Here is a 16,030-nt window from a genome sequence, read left to right as displayed (position 1 = left end):
CATGATCGTGGACGTGCACACTCACACTCCCACCCACCAGGCCGCGGTGCCGGAGGATGAGCGGCGCGTCTACGAGGGGTGGCGGACCGACCGGGCCGTGGTCACTACGAATTCTTGGGCGGATTACGACAAAGCTACCGAGGTCGCCGATCTGTCCATTGTGTTCAACATTGCGGTCGAGAAGCCGGAAGAGGCGACTGGGCTGCCGTATCGGGCGGAGGATACTAATACTGCTACGGCGGCGTTTGTGACGGCTGACCCCGGGCGGCGGATCGGGTTTATGTCGGTCAATCCCACTGCGGCCGACGTGTTCGACGAGGCTGATCGGTGCCGGGAGCTCGGGCTGGTCGGGGTGAAGCTCGGGCCCAATTATCAGAATTTCGATCCGCTGGGTCCGAAAGCGTTGGAGTTCTACGGTTACTGCGAGCGGCATGGGTTGCCGATCTTGTTTCATCAGGGTGCGTCGCCGATCCGGCAGGCGCCGTTGCGGTACACGTATCCGCTGGTCACCGACGAGGTTGCGCTGCAATTCCCGGAGCTTCGGATCGTCATGGCGCACATGGGCCATCCCTGGGGACGCGAGACTGTGGTGACCATCCGCAAGCATCCGCACGTGTATGCGGACGTGTCTTCGATTTACCTCCGGCCTTGGGTCTGTTACGAATCACTGCTCGCGGCGCAGGAGTGGGGCGTGCCGCACAAGCTGTTGCTTGGTTCGGATTTTCCGATCGCCACCACCGCGGAGGCGATCGCCGGGATCCGGCGGGTCAACGACATCGTCGCGGGCACCGCGTTGCCGAAGATCTCGCCCGAACTGATCGAGGGAATCATTCACGCGGACGCGGTCGCCGCGCTCGGCCTTCAGAAGGGGATTCGATGACGCCTATTCGCGGAGTGTCTCCCGTTCTCGAGGTGCCTTTCACCGACGACGGCGACATCGATGTTTCCGGCTTCCGGCGGGTCATCCGGCAGGTGCTCGGGACCGGGGTCGGCAGTGTGATGTTTCCTGGCTTCGCCTCGGAGTTCTACAAGTTGGCCGAGGACGAGCGGCACACGCTGACTGAGGTGTTGCTGGCGGAGACTAACCCGCGAGCTGATGTTCTGGCCATTATCGCGGTTCAAGACCATGCAACGCGGCTGGCGGTGCAGCGGGCCAAGGAAGTCGTGGCCGCGGGGGCGGACTTGATCAATCTTCTGCCGCCGCATTATCTGCAACCGTCCCGGAAAGCGCTGGTCAAGCACATCCGGGAGGTGCTCGACGCGGTCGCGCCGACTCCGGTGGTGTTGCAGTACGCGCCCGAGGAGACCGGGACCAGTCTTGACGCGGATGTGCTGCGCAAGATCGCCGCCAAGCATGCCAATCTGCAGCTGGTCAAGGTCGAATCCAGCCCGCCCGGGCCGTTGATCGCCGAACTGGCCGCTGGGGATCCGCCGATACCGGCGGTCGAGGGGTATGCGGGCGTGCAGTTGCCGGACGCGATCCGGCGCGGGGCGGTCGGGACGCAGCCGGGGTGTTCGTTCACCGAGATCTACGTCGAGATCTGGCGGCGGTTCGAGGACGGCGACGAAGCGGGCGGCGACGAGTTGCATCGACGGCTGCTGCCCTACATTTCCTACTGGATGCTGGACACTGAGCGGATTATCGCGGCGGAGAAACTGATTTCCGTACGCCGTGGGTTCTTCGGCAGTCCGTACTGTCGCGCGCCCGCGCATCGGCTCGACGCTGAGGACATCCGGATGATCGACCGGTTTCTCGCCGAGTTCCGCGAGTTTCTGTGAACACCGTCGACGACCTCGAGGTCATCGCGATCAGCCCGGTCGTCCGGCCGGAACTGGTCGTGGCCGGGGCTCGCGGGACGCATGACCATTCCGACTTCCTGCTGGTCCGGGTGACCACTTCGGACGGTGCGACCGGGCTGGGCGAGGTCAGCGCGACGCTCCAGTGGAGTGGCGAGGACGCTGGCACGGCAGAGTATCTCATCAAGAAGGCGCTTGCCCCGGCGGTCCTCGGGCGGCCGCTCGTTCCGGTCGCCGATCTTGAGCGGCGTATGGACGAGGCGGTGGCCGGCGCGCCGTTCACCAAAGCCGGGATTTCGACGGCGTTGTGGGACGCGTACGCGCGCACGCTCGGAGTCCCGCTCGCGGTGGCGCTCGGAGGTCCATTAAGGACCGAGGTGCCGGTGAAGTGTTCGCTCAGCGGCAGTGGGCAACAGCTCCATGACGTCTACCACGCAGCGTTCGCGGCCGGATTTCGCAGTTATAAGCTCAAGATTGGCTTCGATCCTGTAGACGACGCGCGTCGGCTCGTAGAGACACGGAAGCTCGTCGGAGCAGACACGTTCCTCGGGCTGGACGCGAACGGCGGTTACCGGCTCGGAGACGCTGCCCGGGCGATTGAGTTGATGCGCGACCAGGATCCGGCGTTTCTCGAACAGCCGGTGGCACCTGGCGATCTGGCCGGGATGCGGGAGTTGCGCGGACGCGGGTTGTCCATTGTGGCCGATGAAAGCGTGTTCGGCACTGACGACCTCGTGTCGGTGATCCGGGCCGAAGCGGCGGACGCGGTCAGCCTGTACATCGGCAAGGCGGGCGGGCCGGGCCGCGTGGTGGCGATGGCACAGCTCGCGAACGCGTTCGGGCTCGACGTTGTGCTCGGTTCCAATGGGGAGCTTGGCATTGGCGCGGCGGCCCAGTTGCACGCGGCGTGTGCCGCGCCTGGGCTGTCGGCGCGGATTCCGTCTGACATCATCGGCGCGCATTACTACGAGCGCGACATCCTCAAGACGCCGTTGAACAGCGACGGTCAGACCGTGCGGCTCGGCGACGCGCCCGGACTCGGCGTCGAGGTGGCCGACGATATCGCCGCCGGATTCAGGAGCGTCCGGTGAACCGGTCGAGGACGTTCGCCGTGACCGCGGAGACGCCGTCGTCTACCAGCACGGCGGACGTCCAGGCGATCGATCCGACGGAGAACACCTCGCCGCCGCTGGCCGTGGTGTAGCAAGCGATTTCACCACCGCCGTCGCCGGGGTTCAGGCCGCGGGCGAGTACGTGAGTCCCTTGTGGACTGTGCGGGCCGGTCTTGTCGGTCTCGTGTCCGGAAGCGCCGCCGGGACACCGTTCGTGCAGGCTTCGGACGCCGAACAGGTCTCCTTTGTCCAAGCCGGTGCCGCGGAAAGCCCAGTGGCTGGGGTCGACGACCTCGTATGGTGCTCCGGTCATCGCGCCTGCGCTGGTGAACACGACGCCGAACAGCTCCGACGTCGGCCGGAACGTGCGGTGCATCCGGCTCTCATACGCACTGGACTCGACGGCCTGGGTGCGGAAGCGCAGTGCGTCCGAAGAGAACACCACTTCGCAGTCCGCGACATTGCCGCCGAAGTTGGCCAGTTTTCCGCCGCGGTCATGCACCCAGGAATAGACCGCGGAGTACATCTCGCGGGACCAATATTCCGGATGCGTGCTCAGGACCAATACGCGGTAGCTGTCCAACGGCAGAGTGCCGTCGTGCAGGTGCGCGTCGGAGTAGAGATCGTACTCGTAGCCGTTGCGTTCCAGCCAGCTGAGCAGCCGCCATTCCGCGGCGGCCAGGTGGCACGGTTGCCTGCCGCGGATCGGGTCCTCCGGCTGGGCGTCGGCGCTGAACTGGTTCAGCGGTTCCGGGCGTTCGAAGGAGAGCGGCGGGTACGCGTCGTCGGGCAGGGCGTGTTCGCTGAAGCTTGATTCCAGGTAGCGGGGCATTTCCAAGCGGGGCACCAAAACTGGCGCGGAAGGGAGACCGGAGGCGTTGATGTAATTGCTGCGGCCGCCGAAATTGTTGTAGGCGTTCCAGGTGTTCGTGGACGCGACGACGGCGATCGGCGCGGTCGGCTGGCGTGGCGCGACTACCCAGGGAAACGAAAACCGGGCCCCGGATTCGCCTTCGACGTGGAAGTAGTACAGGCCGCTGCGTTCCGGAGCCGTGACGTACTGATGGTGGGACGGATCGACGTATCCTTTTTCGTTGAACCGCACGCCGGTTTGCGTGTAGTCGCCATCGGGAGTGACCTGGACGGTGGCGCGCGGCGCGTGTTCGTCGAACCAGCCGATCAGCGCGGTCTCCTCGGCCACCGCGCCGTATCGCCACAGGCTCAGGCGGTACGGCTCGGGGCTGTGGATCCGGAATTCGCCTTCGTCGCCGCTGCGGGCCCATTTCGGCCACAGGTAACCGAAAATCTGGTCGGACAGCAGCCGGAACTGGTGCGGTTCGGCTCCGAGTGCGAGGTCGACGTGTTTGGCGCCGTAGCCGTCCTTGGCGAGGGTGACGCGGTAGTTGCCGGGCGGAACGTCGGCGTGGATCGCTCCGGTCGCGGTGGAGCGGGCGGTCCAGTGCGCATCGCCGGTGTTGATCTCAACCGCGACATCGGGCAGCGCGAGATAGCGTTCGTCGCTGACGTATCCCAGCAAGGTCATACTGTCGCGGCTTTCGGTTCAACGGCCGGTTCCGGCAACGGTTGCCCGGCGCGTTCGGGCAACAGCAGCATCGCGATCGCGCTGAGCACGCAGCCGGCGATGACGTAGATGCCGACGCCCCACACCGCGCCGGTCGCGCCGACCAGCAACGCGCTGAGGTACGGCGCGAATCCGCCGCCGAGCACCGCAGTCAGCTGATATCCCAGGTTGACGCCGGTGACACGCGAGCGAGTGTCGAACAGTTCGGACAGAATCGTCTGGGACAGCGCGGACATCGCCATCACGAACACCGAGAAGCCCAGCACCATCGCGACCGCCACGAGGACCGGGTTCTTCGTCTCGAACAACCAGAACACCGGGAAGATCACCACGGCGAGCCCGATACAGCCGCCGAGGAAGACCGGTTTCCGGCCGATCCGGTCGGACAGCGCGCCCCACGTCGGCGCGAGAACGATCTGCGCGCCGGCGGCGACCATGGTCGCGGTGAGCGCCACGGACGCGGGCATTCCGAGATTCTTTTTGACATACGACGCGCCGTAGGTGGTGATGACGTAGCCGCCGATGCTGTTGGCGAAACCGAACAGAACGCCGTAGATCAAATTGCGTGGCCGGCGCAGCACAGCGACCAGCGGAATGCGCGCGCCGGCGTCCTTCTTGCGCGCGCGTTCGAACTCCGGCGTTTCGCCTACGCGCATCCGGATGATCAAGCCCGCGACCAGCAGCACGAAGCTGAGCAGGAACGGGATCCGCCAGCCCCAGGCCAGGAAATCCCGGTCGGGAAGCGTCGCGAACAACGCCATCAGCCCGGAGGAAATGAGCAGCGCGACACCTGCCCCGGAAAGGAGCAGGGCCCCGTAGAGACCGCGTTTGCGCGGCGGGGCGTGCTCGACGGCCAGCGAGATCGCGCCGCCCATTTCGCCGCCGGTCGAAAAGCCCTGCAGCAGCCGCAGGATCACCAGCAGAATCGGGGCCGCGACGCCGATCTGGCGGTATCCGGGAAGCGCCCCGATGAGAATCGTGGCGATCCCCATCAGCACGATGGTGAGGATCAAGGCCTTCTTGCGGCCGAACCGGTCCGCGATGTGCCCGATCACGATGCCGCCGACCGGGCGCAGCACGAACCCGACGGCGAAGGTGGCGAACGACGACAGCTGCCCGGTGAGCGGGTCCTCGGACGGGAAGAACACGGCCGGGAACACGACGGCGGCAGCTAGGCCAAACAGGTAATAGTCGTAGTACTCGAGCAGCGTGCCGATGCTGGAAGCCAGCACCGCGGACCGGCGCGCCGAGCGTGCCGGGGCCGAGCCTGCCGAGCCGGAGCGGTCTGCGCCCATGTCGCCCGCACCTCCTGATCCGATGGTGGATCAAGGCCGGTCGACCTCGACCCCAGCGCCCCCGAATCCCGCATTTTCGAAATACCGTAGATGCGTCTTCTATTTCGGAAAGATTAGTCTATGCTGGCGGCGTCGGACAAGGGGAATCTCGGGGCGGGCCGGCGGGTTTCTTCTCGTGCGCGCGGGCCGCTGAGCCGTGGAGGGGTCGTCCATGACGTTGAGCCGTCGTCGTCTTTTGCAGTTGTCCGCGGTCGCGGCGGGCGCGGCCGTCGCCGGGACCGGAACCGTTGCCCACGCCGGGGAAAAGGAGCCGGACTGGGCCAGGTTGCGCAGGCGACTGCGGGGCGCGCTGCTGCAGCGGACTGACGCCGGCTACGCGGAAATCCGCCCGCCGTTCAACCTGCTCTACGACGATCGCTATCCGCCGGCGATCGCCCGGTGCGCCGACGCCGACGACGTCCGGAAGTGCCTCGAGTTCGCCGCGGAAAACACCGTCAAGTTCGCGGCCCGCAGCGGCGGGCACAGTTACGTCGCCTATTCCACTCCGGGCAACGGATTGGTCGCGGACCTCAAGCTGATGAACCGCGTCGAGGTCCGCCGGAACGGCACCGCCGTCGTGGGTGCGGGCACCCGGTTGCTCGACGTCTATCACGCGCTCGCCGCCGAAGGACGCGCGTTGCCGGGCGGCACATGCGGCTCGGTCGGCATCGCCGGGCTCGCGCTCGGCGGCGGGATCGGCGTCCTGATGCGGAAGTACGGACTCACCTGCGACCACCTGGACGGCGCGAAAGTCGTGACGCCGCGCGACTTCCGGGTGCATTCGGTCGACCGGGGCTCGGACCTCGGCTGGGCGCTCACCGGCGGGGGCGGCGGGAATTTCGGGGTCACCACGGAGTTCACCTTCCGCACGGTTCCCGCGCCGCCGCGGGTCACGGTGTTCGTGGTGAACTTCCCCGAGGGCTCCGGCACCGACGTCTACGGAGCCTGGCAGGACTGGATCACCGCCGCGCCAAGGGAATTCTGGTCGAACATCTCGGTGCTCGGCGGCCCGAACCCGGCGGCGGGCGTCCCGGGCTGCCTCCTCGGCGGCGAACAGCAGGCCCGCGAACTCATCGCCGATCTGGAGCGCCGGGCCGGAGTCAAGGGCACGGTCAGCGGTTTCCAGGAGACGGACTACCTGGGCGCGATGGATTTCTGGTCCGGAAGCCTGGAGCGCCGCCGATTCATGGCTGCTTCCCGGGTTCTGGCGAAGAAAGCCGACCCGGCGCGGCTGAGCGCGCTCGTCACCGGCGAGACCAAGGTCGCGCTGGAGATCAACCCGCTCGACGCGGCGGTCTCCGACGTCCGGCCCACCGACACCGCGTTCGCCCACCGCGGGGTTTTCGGCGACGTGCAGGTCTACCTCAGCGCCGCCCCGGACGTCGACCGGGAGACCGCGAAGCACGAGGTGAACGACGTTCAGGCACAGCTGGCGGAGATCGCCACCGGCGGCGCGTACGTCAACTACATCAACGACGACCAGCAGGACTGGGCCACCGCGTACTACGGGGTGAACCTTCCGGCGCTCCGGGCGGCAGCGGCGAAGTACGACCCGAGCGGGGTGCTCGCGTTCGAGCAGGGTCTCTCGCCGCGCCCGGTGTGAAAGCCGGTCTGCGGCCGGCGCAGGACTCCGGCCGCAGACCGGCGGGCTACGCGGCGACCTGCAGAATCCAGGTGACGCCGAAGCGGTCCCGGAGCATTCCGAACGCCGGGGCCCACTGCGACGGGCCGAACGCCTCGACGACCGTCGCGTCTTCGGACAGCTTCTTCCAGAATCCGCCGACCTCGTCGACGGAATCACCGCTGACGGACAGGAAGAACTTCTCCGTGGTGATGGTCATCCCGTTCTCGCGAGTGGTCTCGCCGACCGGGGCGGCGGTCGCGACGCCCGGCACGTCGTAAGCCATCACCTGGAACCCGTTCTCGCCCGTCACCTGACCGAACACCACGCGGTCCGCGCCGGGTGCCTCCTGGGGCATGCCGAAGTCGCCGTACGTGGCGATCCGGAGTTCCCCGCCGAACACCGACCGGTAAAACTCGAGCGCCTCCCTGGCCTCGCCCCGGAAGTTCAAGTGGGCGACGGCGTGCACTGCCATGATTTCGACTCCTCGATTCCCGCGCCGGACTCGTTCCCGCGCTGGAACCGAGACTCGCAGCAGTAGCGGTCAGGCAGTGACCGCTACTTCCGGCATGATCGAAACCATGCGAAAGGTGACCGACGCCGAGCGGCGTGACCGGATCGGGCTGCGGCACGCGTTGGCGACCGCCGCGTCCGGAGTGGAGGCCGCCGTCCGCGCGGTCACGTGCTTGCACGCGACTGAGGCCAGCAGCATCTATCTGTCCGCGTACGCCCGGTCCCGCGCCGACCGCGAGTCCATTTCGGACGCTCTGTTCGGCAAGCGGACCGTGGTGCGGCAGTTGGCGATGCGCCGGACCGTCTTCGCGTTTCCGGTCGATTTGCTCGCCGCGGCAAGGGGAAGTGCGTCGGCCCGAGTTGCGAAGCAGATGACCGCACGGCTGGCCAAAGACGCCGAACTCGCCGGAATAGACGACGGTCCTGCGTGGGTCGCCGACCGGTGCGCCGAGGCATTGCAGGCGATCCGCGAAGAACCCGGCACTACCGCACAGCTGCGTGATCGCATTCCCGAGTTGAACGCGCGGATCGCCGCCGAGGGACGGCCTGCGGTGCTCGCCCCGGTCGGCTCCCGGGTGCTTTCCGTGCTGGCGTCGAGCGGTTCGGTAGTCCGCGGGGACAACGCCGGACGCTGGCAGGTCTCCCGTCCAGTGTGGACGGCGGTCGAGCAGTGGCTCGGCGAGGATCCAGGCGTCCTGGACGAACGCGAGGGCTACCAGGAACTGGTGCGGCGCTGGCTGTGGTCGTTCGGGCCGGGGGCCGAGGACGACCTGGTGTGGTGGCTCGGCGCGACGAAAACCGCGGTCCGCCGGGCGCTGGACGACGTCGGCGCGACGCCCGCCCTGCTGGAGGACGGCACCCCGGCGTGGCTGCACCCCGACGATGCCGAAGAGGTCCGCCTCGACCAGGACTGGGCGGCGCTTCTCCCGACCCTCGACCCGACGACGATGGGCTGGCGCCGCCGCGACTTCTACCTCGGCGACCACGGCCCGCACCTTTTCGACGGTGCGGGCAACGCCGGTCCGACCGCGTGGTGGAACGGGCGGATCGTCGGGACCTGGACGCAGCAGCCGGACGGGACGGTGGCGGTCGTCCCGATCGAACCGTTGTCTCTCGCTGCCGCGGCGACGTTGGAAGAGGAGGCCGCGAAACTCACTGCCTGGTTCGACGGTGAGGTGGTCGCGACCGGTTACGTGCCGCCGATGGTTCAGGGACGGATCAGCCGCGGCGGCGGAGCTTCGGGTCGGTAAGCGACGGCGGAACGTACGACACGTCGATCGGACCCACGTCGGCACCCGGCGCGACGATCTCGTCGATCCGGTCCAGGACATCGTCGTCCAGCCGGGTCTCGGCGCCCGCCAGCAGGTCGTCGAGCTGCGGCAACGTCCGGGGGCCGAGGATCGCGGACGTCACGGCGGGATGGTTGACCGCGAACGCCAGCGCCAGATGCGGCAGCGAAAGCCCGGCGTCGTCGGCCACCTGAGCGAACTGCTCGACCGCCGCGTGCTTGCGCTCGTCGCTCATGTGCCGCGGCACGAACCGCAGCTGCGCTTCCCGGAGCCGCTCGCCGCCGGGCCGATAGCGGCCGGTCAGCAGTCCCATCGCGAGCGGACTCCACACCAGGACCCCCATGCCGTACCGGTCGCACACCGGCAGGATTTCGCTCTCGATCCCCCGGTTGAGCAGTGAATACGTCGGCTGCTCGGTCCGCAGCCGGGCCAGCCCCGCGCGTTGCGCCACCCACTGGGCTTCGACGATCTCGGACGCCGGGAAGTTCGAGGACCCGACGGCGCGCACCTTGCCGCTGCGCACCAGATCGGTGAGCGCGGAGAGGGTTTCTTCCAGATCGGTGTCCGGGTCAGGGTGATGGAGCTGGTACAGGTCGAGATGGTCGGTTCGCAAGCGCCGCAACGACTGTTCCACCTCCGCGACGATCCAGCGCCGCGAGCTCCCGCCGCGGCCTGGGCCCATCGAGCCGTTGACTTTCGTGGCCACGACAACGTCGTCGCGGCGGCCCTTCAACGCCGCGCCGAGGATTTCTTCGGACTCCCCACCTGGCCCGTAAACGTCAGCGGTGTCCACGAAGTTGATCCCCGCGTCGAGCGCCCGGTGCACCATCCGGACGCACTCGCCGTGATCGGGATTGCCGATCTGCCCGAACTTCATCGTGCCGAGGCAGTAGGCACTGACCTTGATCCCGGTCCGCCCCAAAAGCCGCATTTGCATGTGCCGGTTTCCTTTCCTGAGCAGGTCACCGTGGCAGGGGAAGCGGCCAGGCGGTGTCCGCTACTGCGGGAAGTCTGGGAAAGTGCTCGGGTGACCGACGCCGTGCGGCCGCCCCGGCTCCGACGCGGAGACCGGGTCCGGCTCGTCTCCCCCGCCAGCTGGCCCACCGAAGAACTGCTCGCGGAATCCGTGCGGACGCTGGAAAGCTGGGGCCTCATCGTCGAGGTCGGCGAGCACGCCCTCGACCGGCACGGTTACCTCGCCGGACTCGACGAGGACCGGCTCGCCGATCTCAACGCCGCCTACCGCGATCCCGCCGTGCGCGCGGTCATCGCGACCCGCGGCGGGGCCGGGGCGTACCGGATCGCCGACGGGATCGATTTCGCCGCCGTCCGGGCGGATCCCAAGCCGCTCATGGGGTTCAGCGACATCACCAACCTGCACCTCGCGCTCTGGCGGCACTGCCGGATCGCCGGGATCCACGGTTTCCTCGCCGGTGCGCGCTCCGCCGAATCGACCCGGCGGCTGCTGTTCGAAACCGAGCCCACGACACTGCACCGGGACCCCGCCGCGCTCACCGCCGCGGTCTCGTTCCCCGGCACCGCCACCGGGAACCTGGTCGGCGGGCATCTCGGCACCGTCATCGGGTTCATCGGAGCCGGACTGCCCAGTCTCGACGGCGCGATCCTGTTCCTCGAAGCCCCGCGCGCGATCGGGCTCGGCCAGGTCGACCGGCAGCTGACGCACCTCATGCGGTCCGGTTCGCTGCGCGGTCTGCGCGGGGTCGCGCTCGGCCGGTTCCCCGGGTTCGAGGACTACACCGACCGCGGCTGGACCGTGCTGGACGTGCTGCGCGACCGGCTCGGCGCGCTGGGCGTCCCGGTACTCGGCGGCATCGACGTCGGCCACGGTGACGACCCGTTGTCGATCCCGCTCGGACCGGTCGCGAAGATCGACGGGGACACGCTCACCGTCGGGCCCGCTGTCGGCTAGGCACCCCAGCTGAGGTGCCGGTAGTGCAGCCCGTTCTTCGACTCCTGCCACTCGCCGACCGTGTCCGGTTCCCGGCCGATCTCCGGCGCGTAGACGTCGCCCTCGAAGGACTCCCGGAGTTCGGTCACCTCGATCCGGTCGGCGAACGGCAGCGACTCCTGGTAAATCCGCGCGCCGCCCATCACCCAGACGTCACCTTCAGCGGCCGCAAACGCTTGCTCCAGGTCAGGGAACGTCTCCGCGCCCTCCTGCGGCGTGCGGGAGACCACCAGGTTCCGTCGCCCGGGCAACGGCCGGACGCGTTCCGGCAGCGACTCCCACGTGCGGCGTCCCATGAGCACCGTCGCGCCCGCGGTCACCGTGCGGAAGTGCTTCATGTCCTCCGGGATGTGCCACGGCAACGCGTTGTCGCGCCCGATGACGCGGTTCGCCGCCTGCGCCCAGATGAGCCCGATCATCAGACGGCCACCGGAGCCTTGATGCCGGGGTGCGGGTCGTAGCCCTCGAGCGAGATGTCCTCGTAGCGGTAGTCGAACAGGCTCTCCGCCGGCTTCAGGCTCAGCGTCGGGAACGGCCGCGCGTCCCGGGAAAGCTGCTTGCGCACCTGGTCCACGTGGTTGTCGTAGATGTGGCAGTCGCCGCCGGTCCAGATGAAATCGCCGACGCGCAGGCCGACCTGGTCGGCGATCATGTGCGTCAGCAGGGCGTAGCTCGCGATGTTGAACGGGACGCCGAGGAACAGGTCCGCGCTGCGCTGGTACAGCTGGCAGGACAGTTCGCCGTTGGCGACGTAGAACTGGAAGAACGCGTGGCACGGCGGCAGCGCCATCTGCGGGATGTCGCCGACGTTCCAGGCCGACACGATGATCCGCCGGGAGTCCGGGTTCTCGCGCAGCGTCCGCAGCACGTCGCTGATCTGGTCGACGTGCCCGCCGTCGGGGGTCGGCCAGGACCGCCATTGCACGCCGTACACCGGGCCGAGGTCGCCGTCCGGGGCCGCCCATTCGTCCCAGATCGTGACGCCGTGGTCACGCAGCCAAGTGACGTTCGAGTCGCCGCGCAGGAACCACAGCAGTTCGTACGCGATGGACCGGAAGTGCACCTTTTTGGTGGTGATCAGCGGGAATCCGTCGGCCAGCCGGTAGCGCAGCTGGTGCCCGAAAATCGACCGCGTGCCCGTACCGGTGCGATCGCCCTTCGCGGCTCCGGTGTCGAGCACGTGCTGAAGCAGGTCTTCGTACTGCGTGTCCGGCATGTCTGCGGATGGTAGTCGAGCCAGCGCCGTGTCAGCGGGATATCAGCCGCCGCGGTGACGCTGGTCGCACCACCACCGAGAGGGGATCCGAAGATGACCCGCCCGCCCGGCCTGCCGCTCGAACGCGACGCAGGCCCGTTCGCCCCGCCGTCCGCCATCACCCGGCTGCGGGAGACCCGGCCGGTGAGCCCGCTGAAGTTCCCGGACGGGCACGACGGCTGGCTGGTCACCGGCTACGACGCGGTCCGCCAGGCGCTCGCCGACCCGCGGTTCAGCTCGCGCCAGGACCTCGGCGCGGTGCACGTGCCCTACGAAACGCCGAGCATGCCCGAGGCGCAGCAGGAGTTCGATCCGTCGCCGCAGGTGCCTGGCCTGTTCATCACGATGGACCCGCCGGACCACACCCGGCTGCGCCGGAAGCTCACCGGCGCGTTCACCGTCAACCGGATGAAACAGCTCGAGGAGCACATCACCGAAATCGCGCAGCGGCAGCTCGATCACCTCGCCGAGTGTCCGCGGCCCGCCGATCTGGTGCAGGAATTCGCGCTTCCGGTTCCTTCGCTGGTGATTTGCGAAATGCTGGGCGTCCCGTATTCCGACCGGGAGACGTTCCAGAAGAACTCCACTCAGATGATGCTCCGGGACCAGAGCATCGAGGACAAAATGGCCGCCTGGACGGCGCTCACTTCGTACCTCGGAAAGCTGGCGGCCGACAAGCGCGCGGACCCCGGGGCCGACATCCTGTCCGACCTGGCCCGCGACGACGACCTGAGCATCGAGGAACTGGTCGGCATCGGCTTCCTGCTGCTGCTCGCCGGGCACGAAACCACGGCGAACATGCTGGCGCTCGGCACTTTCGCGCTGCTGGAAAATCCCGGGCAAATGGCCGCACTGCGCGCCGACCCGGATCTGATTCCGGGCGCGGTCGAGGAACTGCTGCGCTATCTGGCGGTGGTCGACGTTCTGTTCCGTTACGCGTCCGAAGACCTCGAACTCGGCGGCGAAAAGATCAGCAAGGGATCGACCGTCCTCATTTCGATGCTGGCCGCCAACCGCGATCCTTCGCGTTTTCCCGAAGGCGACGAGCTCGACGTCAAACGGAATGCGCGCACGCATGTGTCGTTCGGCCACGGCGTGCACCAATGCCTCGGACAGCAGCTCGCCCGGATCGAAATGCGCGCGGGATTCGCCGGGCTGCTGCAGCGCTTCCCGACGCTCGCCCTCGCCGTCCCGCCGGAGGAGGTGCCGCTGCGGACCGGCATGAACATCTACGGCGTCCACGAGCTGCCCGTGACCTGGTGACACCTGTCGTCAACGTATCGGTTGACGCACGCCTGCGTCAACCGATACGTTGACGACCATGACGGACTCCGTGCAGGCAATGGCCACCCGGTACTTCCGGCAACGCGAGAACCCCTTCCTCACCGAACTGGTCCGCGCGGCGAGATCCGGCCGCCCGCCCGGCGAGGACCTGAGCGCCGAGGACGCGGCGGGAGCGTTGCGCCTGGTCCCCGACGTCCGGCAAGACCTGGACCGCGCTGAGGTCACGCTGATCGAATCGGTCCTCGACCGCGGCTGGACCTGGGAACAGCTCGGAGCGGAGTACGGCAACCGCTCCAAACAGGCGATGCAGCAGCACTACCGGCGGCGCGGCGGGACGCGTTCCTGGCCGGCCAAGGAACGCCCGCCGCGCACCGAATCACCGCATCGGCTGACCGACGAGGATCTGGACCCGGCCGATGTGGCGAAGGTGCGCGAGGCGATCAGCGCGTTGCTCGCCACCGCGCACGACGTCGCCGAAACCCACACGGTCGACGGGGTGTGGACCGCGGGCGAACCGATCCTGGAGGAGATCTCGGCAGTCGGGCTGGATCCGTTGCCCCGCCTGGAAGTCGCGTGCCGCACCGCCGCCGCGGCGATCGAGGACATGGTCGTCGCGGGCTGGGAACGCCGCGATCCGGGCCGGACGGAACGACAACGGCAGTCGTGGACGGTGCGACTGGAGGACGAGATGCGGGACATGGCGTCCTGGCTCGATCGGGAACCGCAAGGGCGGCTTCTTCCGCGAGCCGACCGTCCGTTGACCGTTGGGACGACTACTGCTGAGCGAGCGGACCACGTGGAGATCGCCGCCGAGGACGTGCCAGAAGTGCAGGAATCGATCAGCCTGACGCTCTCGCGCCTGGAAGCCCATCGCGCCGTGTTTGACCAGGTCATTGCCGAGTTGAAGCGACGCCAGGCCGAACTGTCCTAAGCGGATTCATCGGGACGGAAGCCATCGCCGTTCTTTGTCCCTCGCGAATGGCACCTCCGAGGCCAGCCCGCGCGGGATGAGCACCAGCGCTTCCCCGGCGAAGCTGACCCCGATCGCCAACTGGTAGGGCCTCGCCTGTTCGTGCATGCCGCATTTCACTGCCAGCACAGTGAATCCGATCGAGACGGCAACGCCGAGCACGAACAGCGCGAGGCTCGATTTCCGGTAGCGCTGCCACAGTTCGCCCTTCTTCGCATACAGCCGGATCGTCGCGCCGCGCGCCGCTCCGAAGGCGAGACCGACCGCGCAACTGCCGACGATCCACCACACGTCAGCGCTGGTCAGCCCCTTGAATCCGACAACCCCCGCGACGCCGATCGCGATCAGCACGATCGGCGGCGCGACGGTGTCACGCCAGTTCAACGGCTCCCCGAGCATCCGGAACACCAGCATCACTACGACACCGACTACCAAGCTCACGAGTACCCATCCGCTCATCACGGACCCTCCCTCAGGATACATTTTAGCACTTTCATGCTAAATCCATCGTGGCACCACCGTGCTATAAACGCAACCATGCCCAAGATCGTGGTGCCGGAAGACCGCCGCAAAGCTGTCAGCGAAGCCGTGGTCCGGGTAGTGCGCCGCTCCGGGGTCGAAGGCGCGACGCTCGGCAACGTGGCCAAGGAAGCGGGCCTCGCGATCGGGTCGATCCGGCATTACTTCGCCGACCACGAAGCGATGATGATCTTCACCATGGACCAGCTCGGCCGCCGGATCGGCGAGCGGGTCGCGGTTCGCGCGGACCGGCTGCTCGCCGCCGAAACCGGCCGCCGGACGCTGGTCGAAGACCTGCTCGCCGAGTTCCTCCCGCTCGACGACGAACGCCGGGACGAGGCGATGGCCTGGCTGGCGTTCACCGTCGCCGCGCGCACCCGTCCGGCGTTTCGCGCGAGCGCCGACGCGCAGCACCAGAACCTGCGCGACCTGATCACGCGAATCCTGCGCGAGGCCGTCGCGCTCGGCCGGCTTCCCGAGGAACTGGACCTGGACGTCGAAGCGGTCCGCCTGTCCGCACTGCTCGACGGACTGACCATGCAGGCGGTGCTGCACCCGGAATCGACGCCGCCGGAACTGCTCGTCACCGCGCTGCGGCGAAGCCTGCCGTAACCCCGGGTCCCTTGTGGACAAACCCCCGCAAACGCGATTCATCGCTTGTGAACGCACTGTGAATATTGCGAATTCCCTGTCGCCGCGGTGAGCGAAACCGCGGCGGTGCCAGTCATTTCCCCGCAGAACCGGCTGTGAACACTCACACCGCGTGCCGGAGCCGTTGCTCTGCG

The 16,030-nt window shown here is 67.9% G+C and carries 16 protein-coding genes; 9 read left to right on the top strand and 7 right to left on the bottom strand.

All coding sequences use genetic code 11. The annotated features are described in order from the left end of the window. Position 1: 1 nt before the first annotated feature. The 3 genes from DMP23_RS42240 to DMP23_RS42230 are packed head-to-tail and all read left to right on the top strand — an operon-like array spanning position 2 to position 2,888. Positions 2-880 (top strand): amidohydrolase family protein, encoded by an 879-nt coding sequence (locus tag DMP23_RS42240; protein ID WP_337824288.1) that lies wholly within the window; start codon positions 2-4, stop codon positions 878-880. Further along, positions 877-1,779: a dihydrodipicolinate synthase family protein gene (locus DMP23_RS42235; RefSeq protein ID WP_337824287.1), complete on the top strand. Its 903-nt coding sequence runs from the start codon at positions 877-879 to the stop codon at positions 1,777-1,779. Before DMP23_RS42240 ends, DMP23_RS42235 begins: the two co-directional genes overlap by 4 nt. Continuing rightward, a complete protein-coding gene (locus DMP23_RS42230) occupies positions 1,776-2,888 on the top strand; it encodes a mandelate racemase/muconate lactonizing enzyme family protein (protein WP_337824286.1) in 1,113 nt (370 codons plus the stop codon). The genes DMP23_RS42235 and DMP23_RS42230 overlap by 4 nt, the downstream gene beginning before the upstream one ends. On the opposite strand, the gene DMP23_RS42225 is transcribed toward DMP23_RS42230, so the two are convergent. Further along, entirely contained in the window at positions 2,872-4,452 is a 1,581-nt protein-coding gene (locus DMP23_RS42225; protein WP_337824285.1) for a carboxypeptidase-like regulatory domain-containing protein, read from the bottom strand. The two genes, DMP23_RS42230 and DMP23_RS42225, sit on opposite strands and share 17 nt — an antisense overlap. Next, positions 4,449-5,786 carry an MFS transporter gene (locus tag DMP23_RS42220; RefSeq protein ID WP_337824284.1) on the bottom strand — a complete coding sequence of 446 codons (1,338 nt, stop codon included), beginning with the start codon at positions 5,784-5,786 and terminating at the stop codon, positions 4,449-4,451. The genes DMP23_RS42225 and DMP23_RS42220 overlap by 4 nt, the downstream gene beginning before the upstream one ends. 211 nt (positions 5,787-5,997) lie before the next feature. On the opposite strand from DMP23_RS42220, the gene DMP23_RS42215 reads away from it, so the two are divergent. Further along, the gene (locus DMP23_RS42215; RefSeq protein WP_337824283.1) at positions 5,998-7,428 is read left to right on the top strand and encodes an FAD-binding oxidoreductase; all 1,431 of its coding nucleotides are present in this window, start codon (positions 5,998-6,000) and stop codon (positions 7,426-7,428) included. Positions 7,429-7,474: 46 nt separating this feature from the next. On the opposite strand, the gene DMP23_RS42210 is transcribed toward DMP23_RS42215, so the two are convergent. Then, positions 7,475-7,921, bottom strand: a complete 447-nt coding sequence (locus tag DMP23_RS42210; protein ID WP_337824282.1) for a VOC family protein — start codon at positions 7,919-7,921, stop codon at positions 7,475-7,477. A 106-nt stretch (positions 7,922-8,027) separates the two neighbouring features. Between DMP23_RS42210 and DMP23_RS42205 the strand changes: the two genes are divergently transcribed. After that, positions 8,028-9,209, top strand: coding sequence for a winged helix DNA-binding domain-containing protein (locus DMP23_RS42205; RefSeq protein WP_337824281.1), 1,182 nt, complete (start codon positions 8,028-8,030; stop codon positions 9,207-9,209). On the opposite strand, the gene DMP23_RS42200 is transcribed toward DMP23_RS42205, so the two are convergent. Then, positions 9,178-10,185, bottom strand: a complete 1,008-nt coding sequence (locus DMP23_RS42200) for an aldo/keto reductase (protein ID WP_337824280.1) — start codon at positions 10,183-10,185, stop codon at positions 9,178-9,180. The genes DMP23_RS42205 and DMP23_RS42200 overlap by 32 nt on opposite strands. A 90-nt stretch (positions 10,186-10,275) precedes the next feature. On the opposite strand from DMP23_RS42200, the gene DMP23_RS42195 reads away from it, so the two are divergent. After that, positions 10,276-11,178, top strand: coding sequence for a S66 peptidase family protein (locus DMP23_RS42195; RefSeq protein ID WP_337824279.1), 903 nt, complete (start codon positions 10,276-10,278; stop codon positions 11,176-11,178). Here the strand turns inward: DMP23_RS42195 and DMP23_RS42190 are convergent. After that, entirely contained in the window at positions 11,175-11,636 is a 462-nt protein-coding gene (locus tag DMP23_RS42190; protein ID WP_134728189.1) for a dihydrofolate reductase, read from the bottom strand. The genes DMP23_RS42195 and DMP23_RS42190 overlap by 4 nt on opposite strands. Next, positions 11,636-12,433: a thymidylate synthase gene (locus DMP23_RS42185; RefSeq protein WP_238604438.1), complete on the bottom strand. Its 798-nt coding sequence runs from the start codon at positions 12,431-12,433 to the stop codon at positions 11,636-11,638. The genes DMP23_RS42190 and DMP23_RS42185 overlap by 1 nt, the downstream gene beginning before the upstream one ends. A 93-nt stretch (positions 12,434-12,526) precedes the next feature. Between DMP23_RS42185 and DMP23_RS42180 the strand changes: the two genes are divergently transcribed. After that, positions 12,527-13,735 (top strand): cytochrome P450, encoded by a 1,209-nt coding sequence (locus tag DMP23_RS42180; protein WP_337824278.1) that lies wholly within the window; start codon positions 12,527-12,529, stop codon positions 13,733-13,735. Between the two features lie 58 nt (positions 13,736-13,793). Then, complete coding sequence (locus DMP23_RS42175) at positions 13,794-14,687, top strand: hypothetical protein (protein ID WP_337824277.1); 894 nt, start codon at positions 13,794-13,796, stop codon at positions 14,685-14,687. A 6-nt stretch (positions 14,688-14,693) separates the two neighbouring features. On the opposite strand, the gene DMP23_RS42170 is transcribed toward DMP23_RS42175, so the two are convergent. Continuing rightward, entirely contained in the window at positions 14,694-15,185 is a 492-nt protein-coding gene (locus DMP23_RS42170) for a DUF1453 domain-containing protein (protein WP_336157546.1), read from the bottom strand. Positions 15,186-15,263: 78 nt separating this feature from the next. Between DMP23_RS42170 and DMP23_RS42165 the strand changes: the two genes are divergently transcribed. Then, positions 15,264-15,857: a TetR/AcrR family transcriptional regulator gene (locus tag DMP23_RS42165; protein WP_337824276.1), complete on the top strand. Its 594-nt coding sequence runs from the start codon at positions 15,264-15,266 to the stop codon at positions 15,855-15,857. The last annotated feature ends 173 nt before the right edge of the window (positions 15,858-16,030 follow it).

Source organism: Amycolatopsis sp. A1MSW2902, from assembly GCF_017312175.1.
Lineage (GTDB): Bacteria > Actinomycetota > Actinomycetes > Mycobacteriales > Pseudonocardiaceae > Amycolatopsis > Amycolatopsis nivea.
Note: the sequence above shows the minus strand (reverse complement) of the source record. Positions and strands in the feature narration are given on the sequence as shown.

Coding starts and splice junctions, on each gene's coding strand:
- DMP23_RS42240 (WP_337824288.1), top strand. CDS start 2: ATGATCGTGGACGTGCACACTCACACTCCCACCCACCAGGCCGCGGTG.
- DMP23_RS42235 (WP_337824287.1), top strand. CDS start 877: ATGACGCCTATTCGCGGAGTGTCTCCCGTTCTCGAGGTGCCTTTCACC.
- DMP23_RS42225 (WP_337824285.1), bottom strand. CDS start 4,452: ATGACCTTGCTGGGATACGTCAGCGACGAACGCTATCTCGCGCTGCCC.
- DMP23_RS42220 (WP_337824284.1), bottom strand. CDS start 5,786: ATGGGCGCAGACCGCTCCGGCTCGGCAGGCTCGGCCCCGGCACGCTCG.
- DMP23_RS42215 (WP_337824283.1), top strand. CDS start 5,998: ATGACGTTGAGCCGTCGTCGTCTTTTGCAGTTGTCCGCGGTCGCGGCG.
- DMP23_RS42210 (WP_337824282.1), bottom strand. CDS start 7,921: ATGGCAGTGCACGCCGTCGCCCACTTGAACTTCCGGGGCGAGGCCAGG.
- DMP23_RS42205 (WP_337824281.1), top strand. CDS start 8,028: ATGCGAAAGGTGACCGACGCCGAGCGGCGTGACCGGATCGGGCTGCGG.
- DMP23_RS42200 (WP_337824280.1), bottom strand. CDS start 10,185: ATGCAAATGCGGCTTTTGGGGCGGACCGGGATCAAGGTCAGTGCCTAC.
- DMP23_RS42190 (WP_134728189.1), bottom strand. CDS start 11,636: ATGATCGGGCTCATCTGGGCGCAGGCGGCGAACCGCGTCATCGGGCGC.
- DMP23_RS42185 (WP_238604438.1), bottom strand. CDS start 12,433: ATGCCGGACACGCAGTACGAAGACCTGCTTCAGCACGTGCTCGACACC.
- DMP23_RS42180 (WP_337824278.1), top strand. CDS start 12,527: ATGACCCGCCCGCCCGGCCTGCCGCTCGAACGCGACGCAGGCCCGTTC.
- DMP23_RS42175 (WP_337824277.1), top strand. CDS start 13,794: ATGACGGACTCCGTGCAGGCAATGGCCACCCGGTACTTCCGGCAACGC.
- DMP23_RS42170 (WP_336157546.1), bottom strand. CDS start 15,185: ATGAGCGGATGGGTACTCGTGAGCTTGGTAGTCGGTGTCGTAGTGATG.
- DMP23_RS42165 (WP_337824276.1), top strand. CDS start 15,264: ATGCCCAAGATCGTGGTGCCGGAAGACCGCCGCAAAGCTGTCAGCGAA.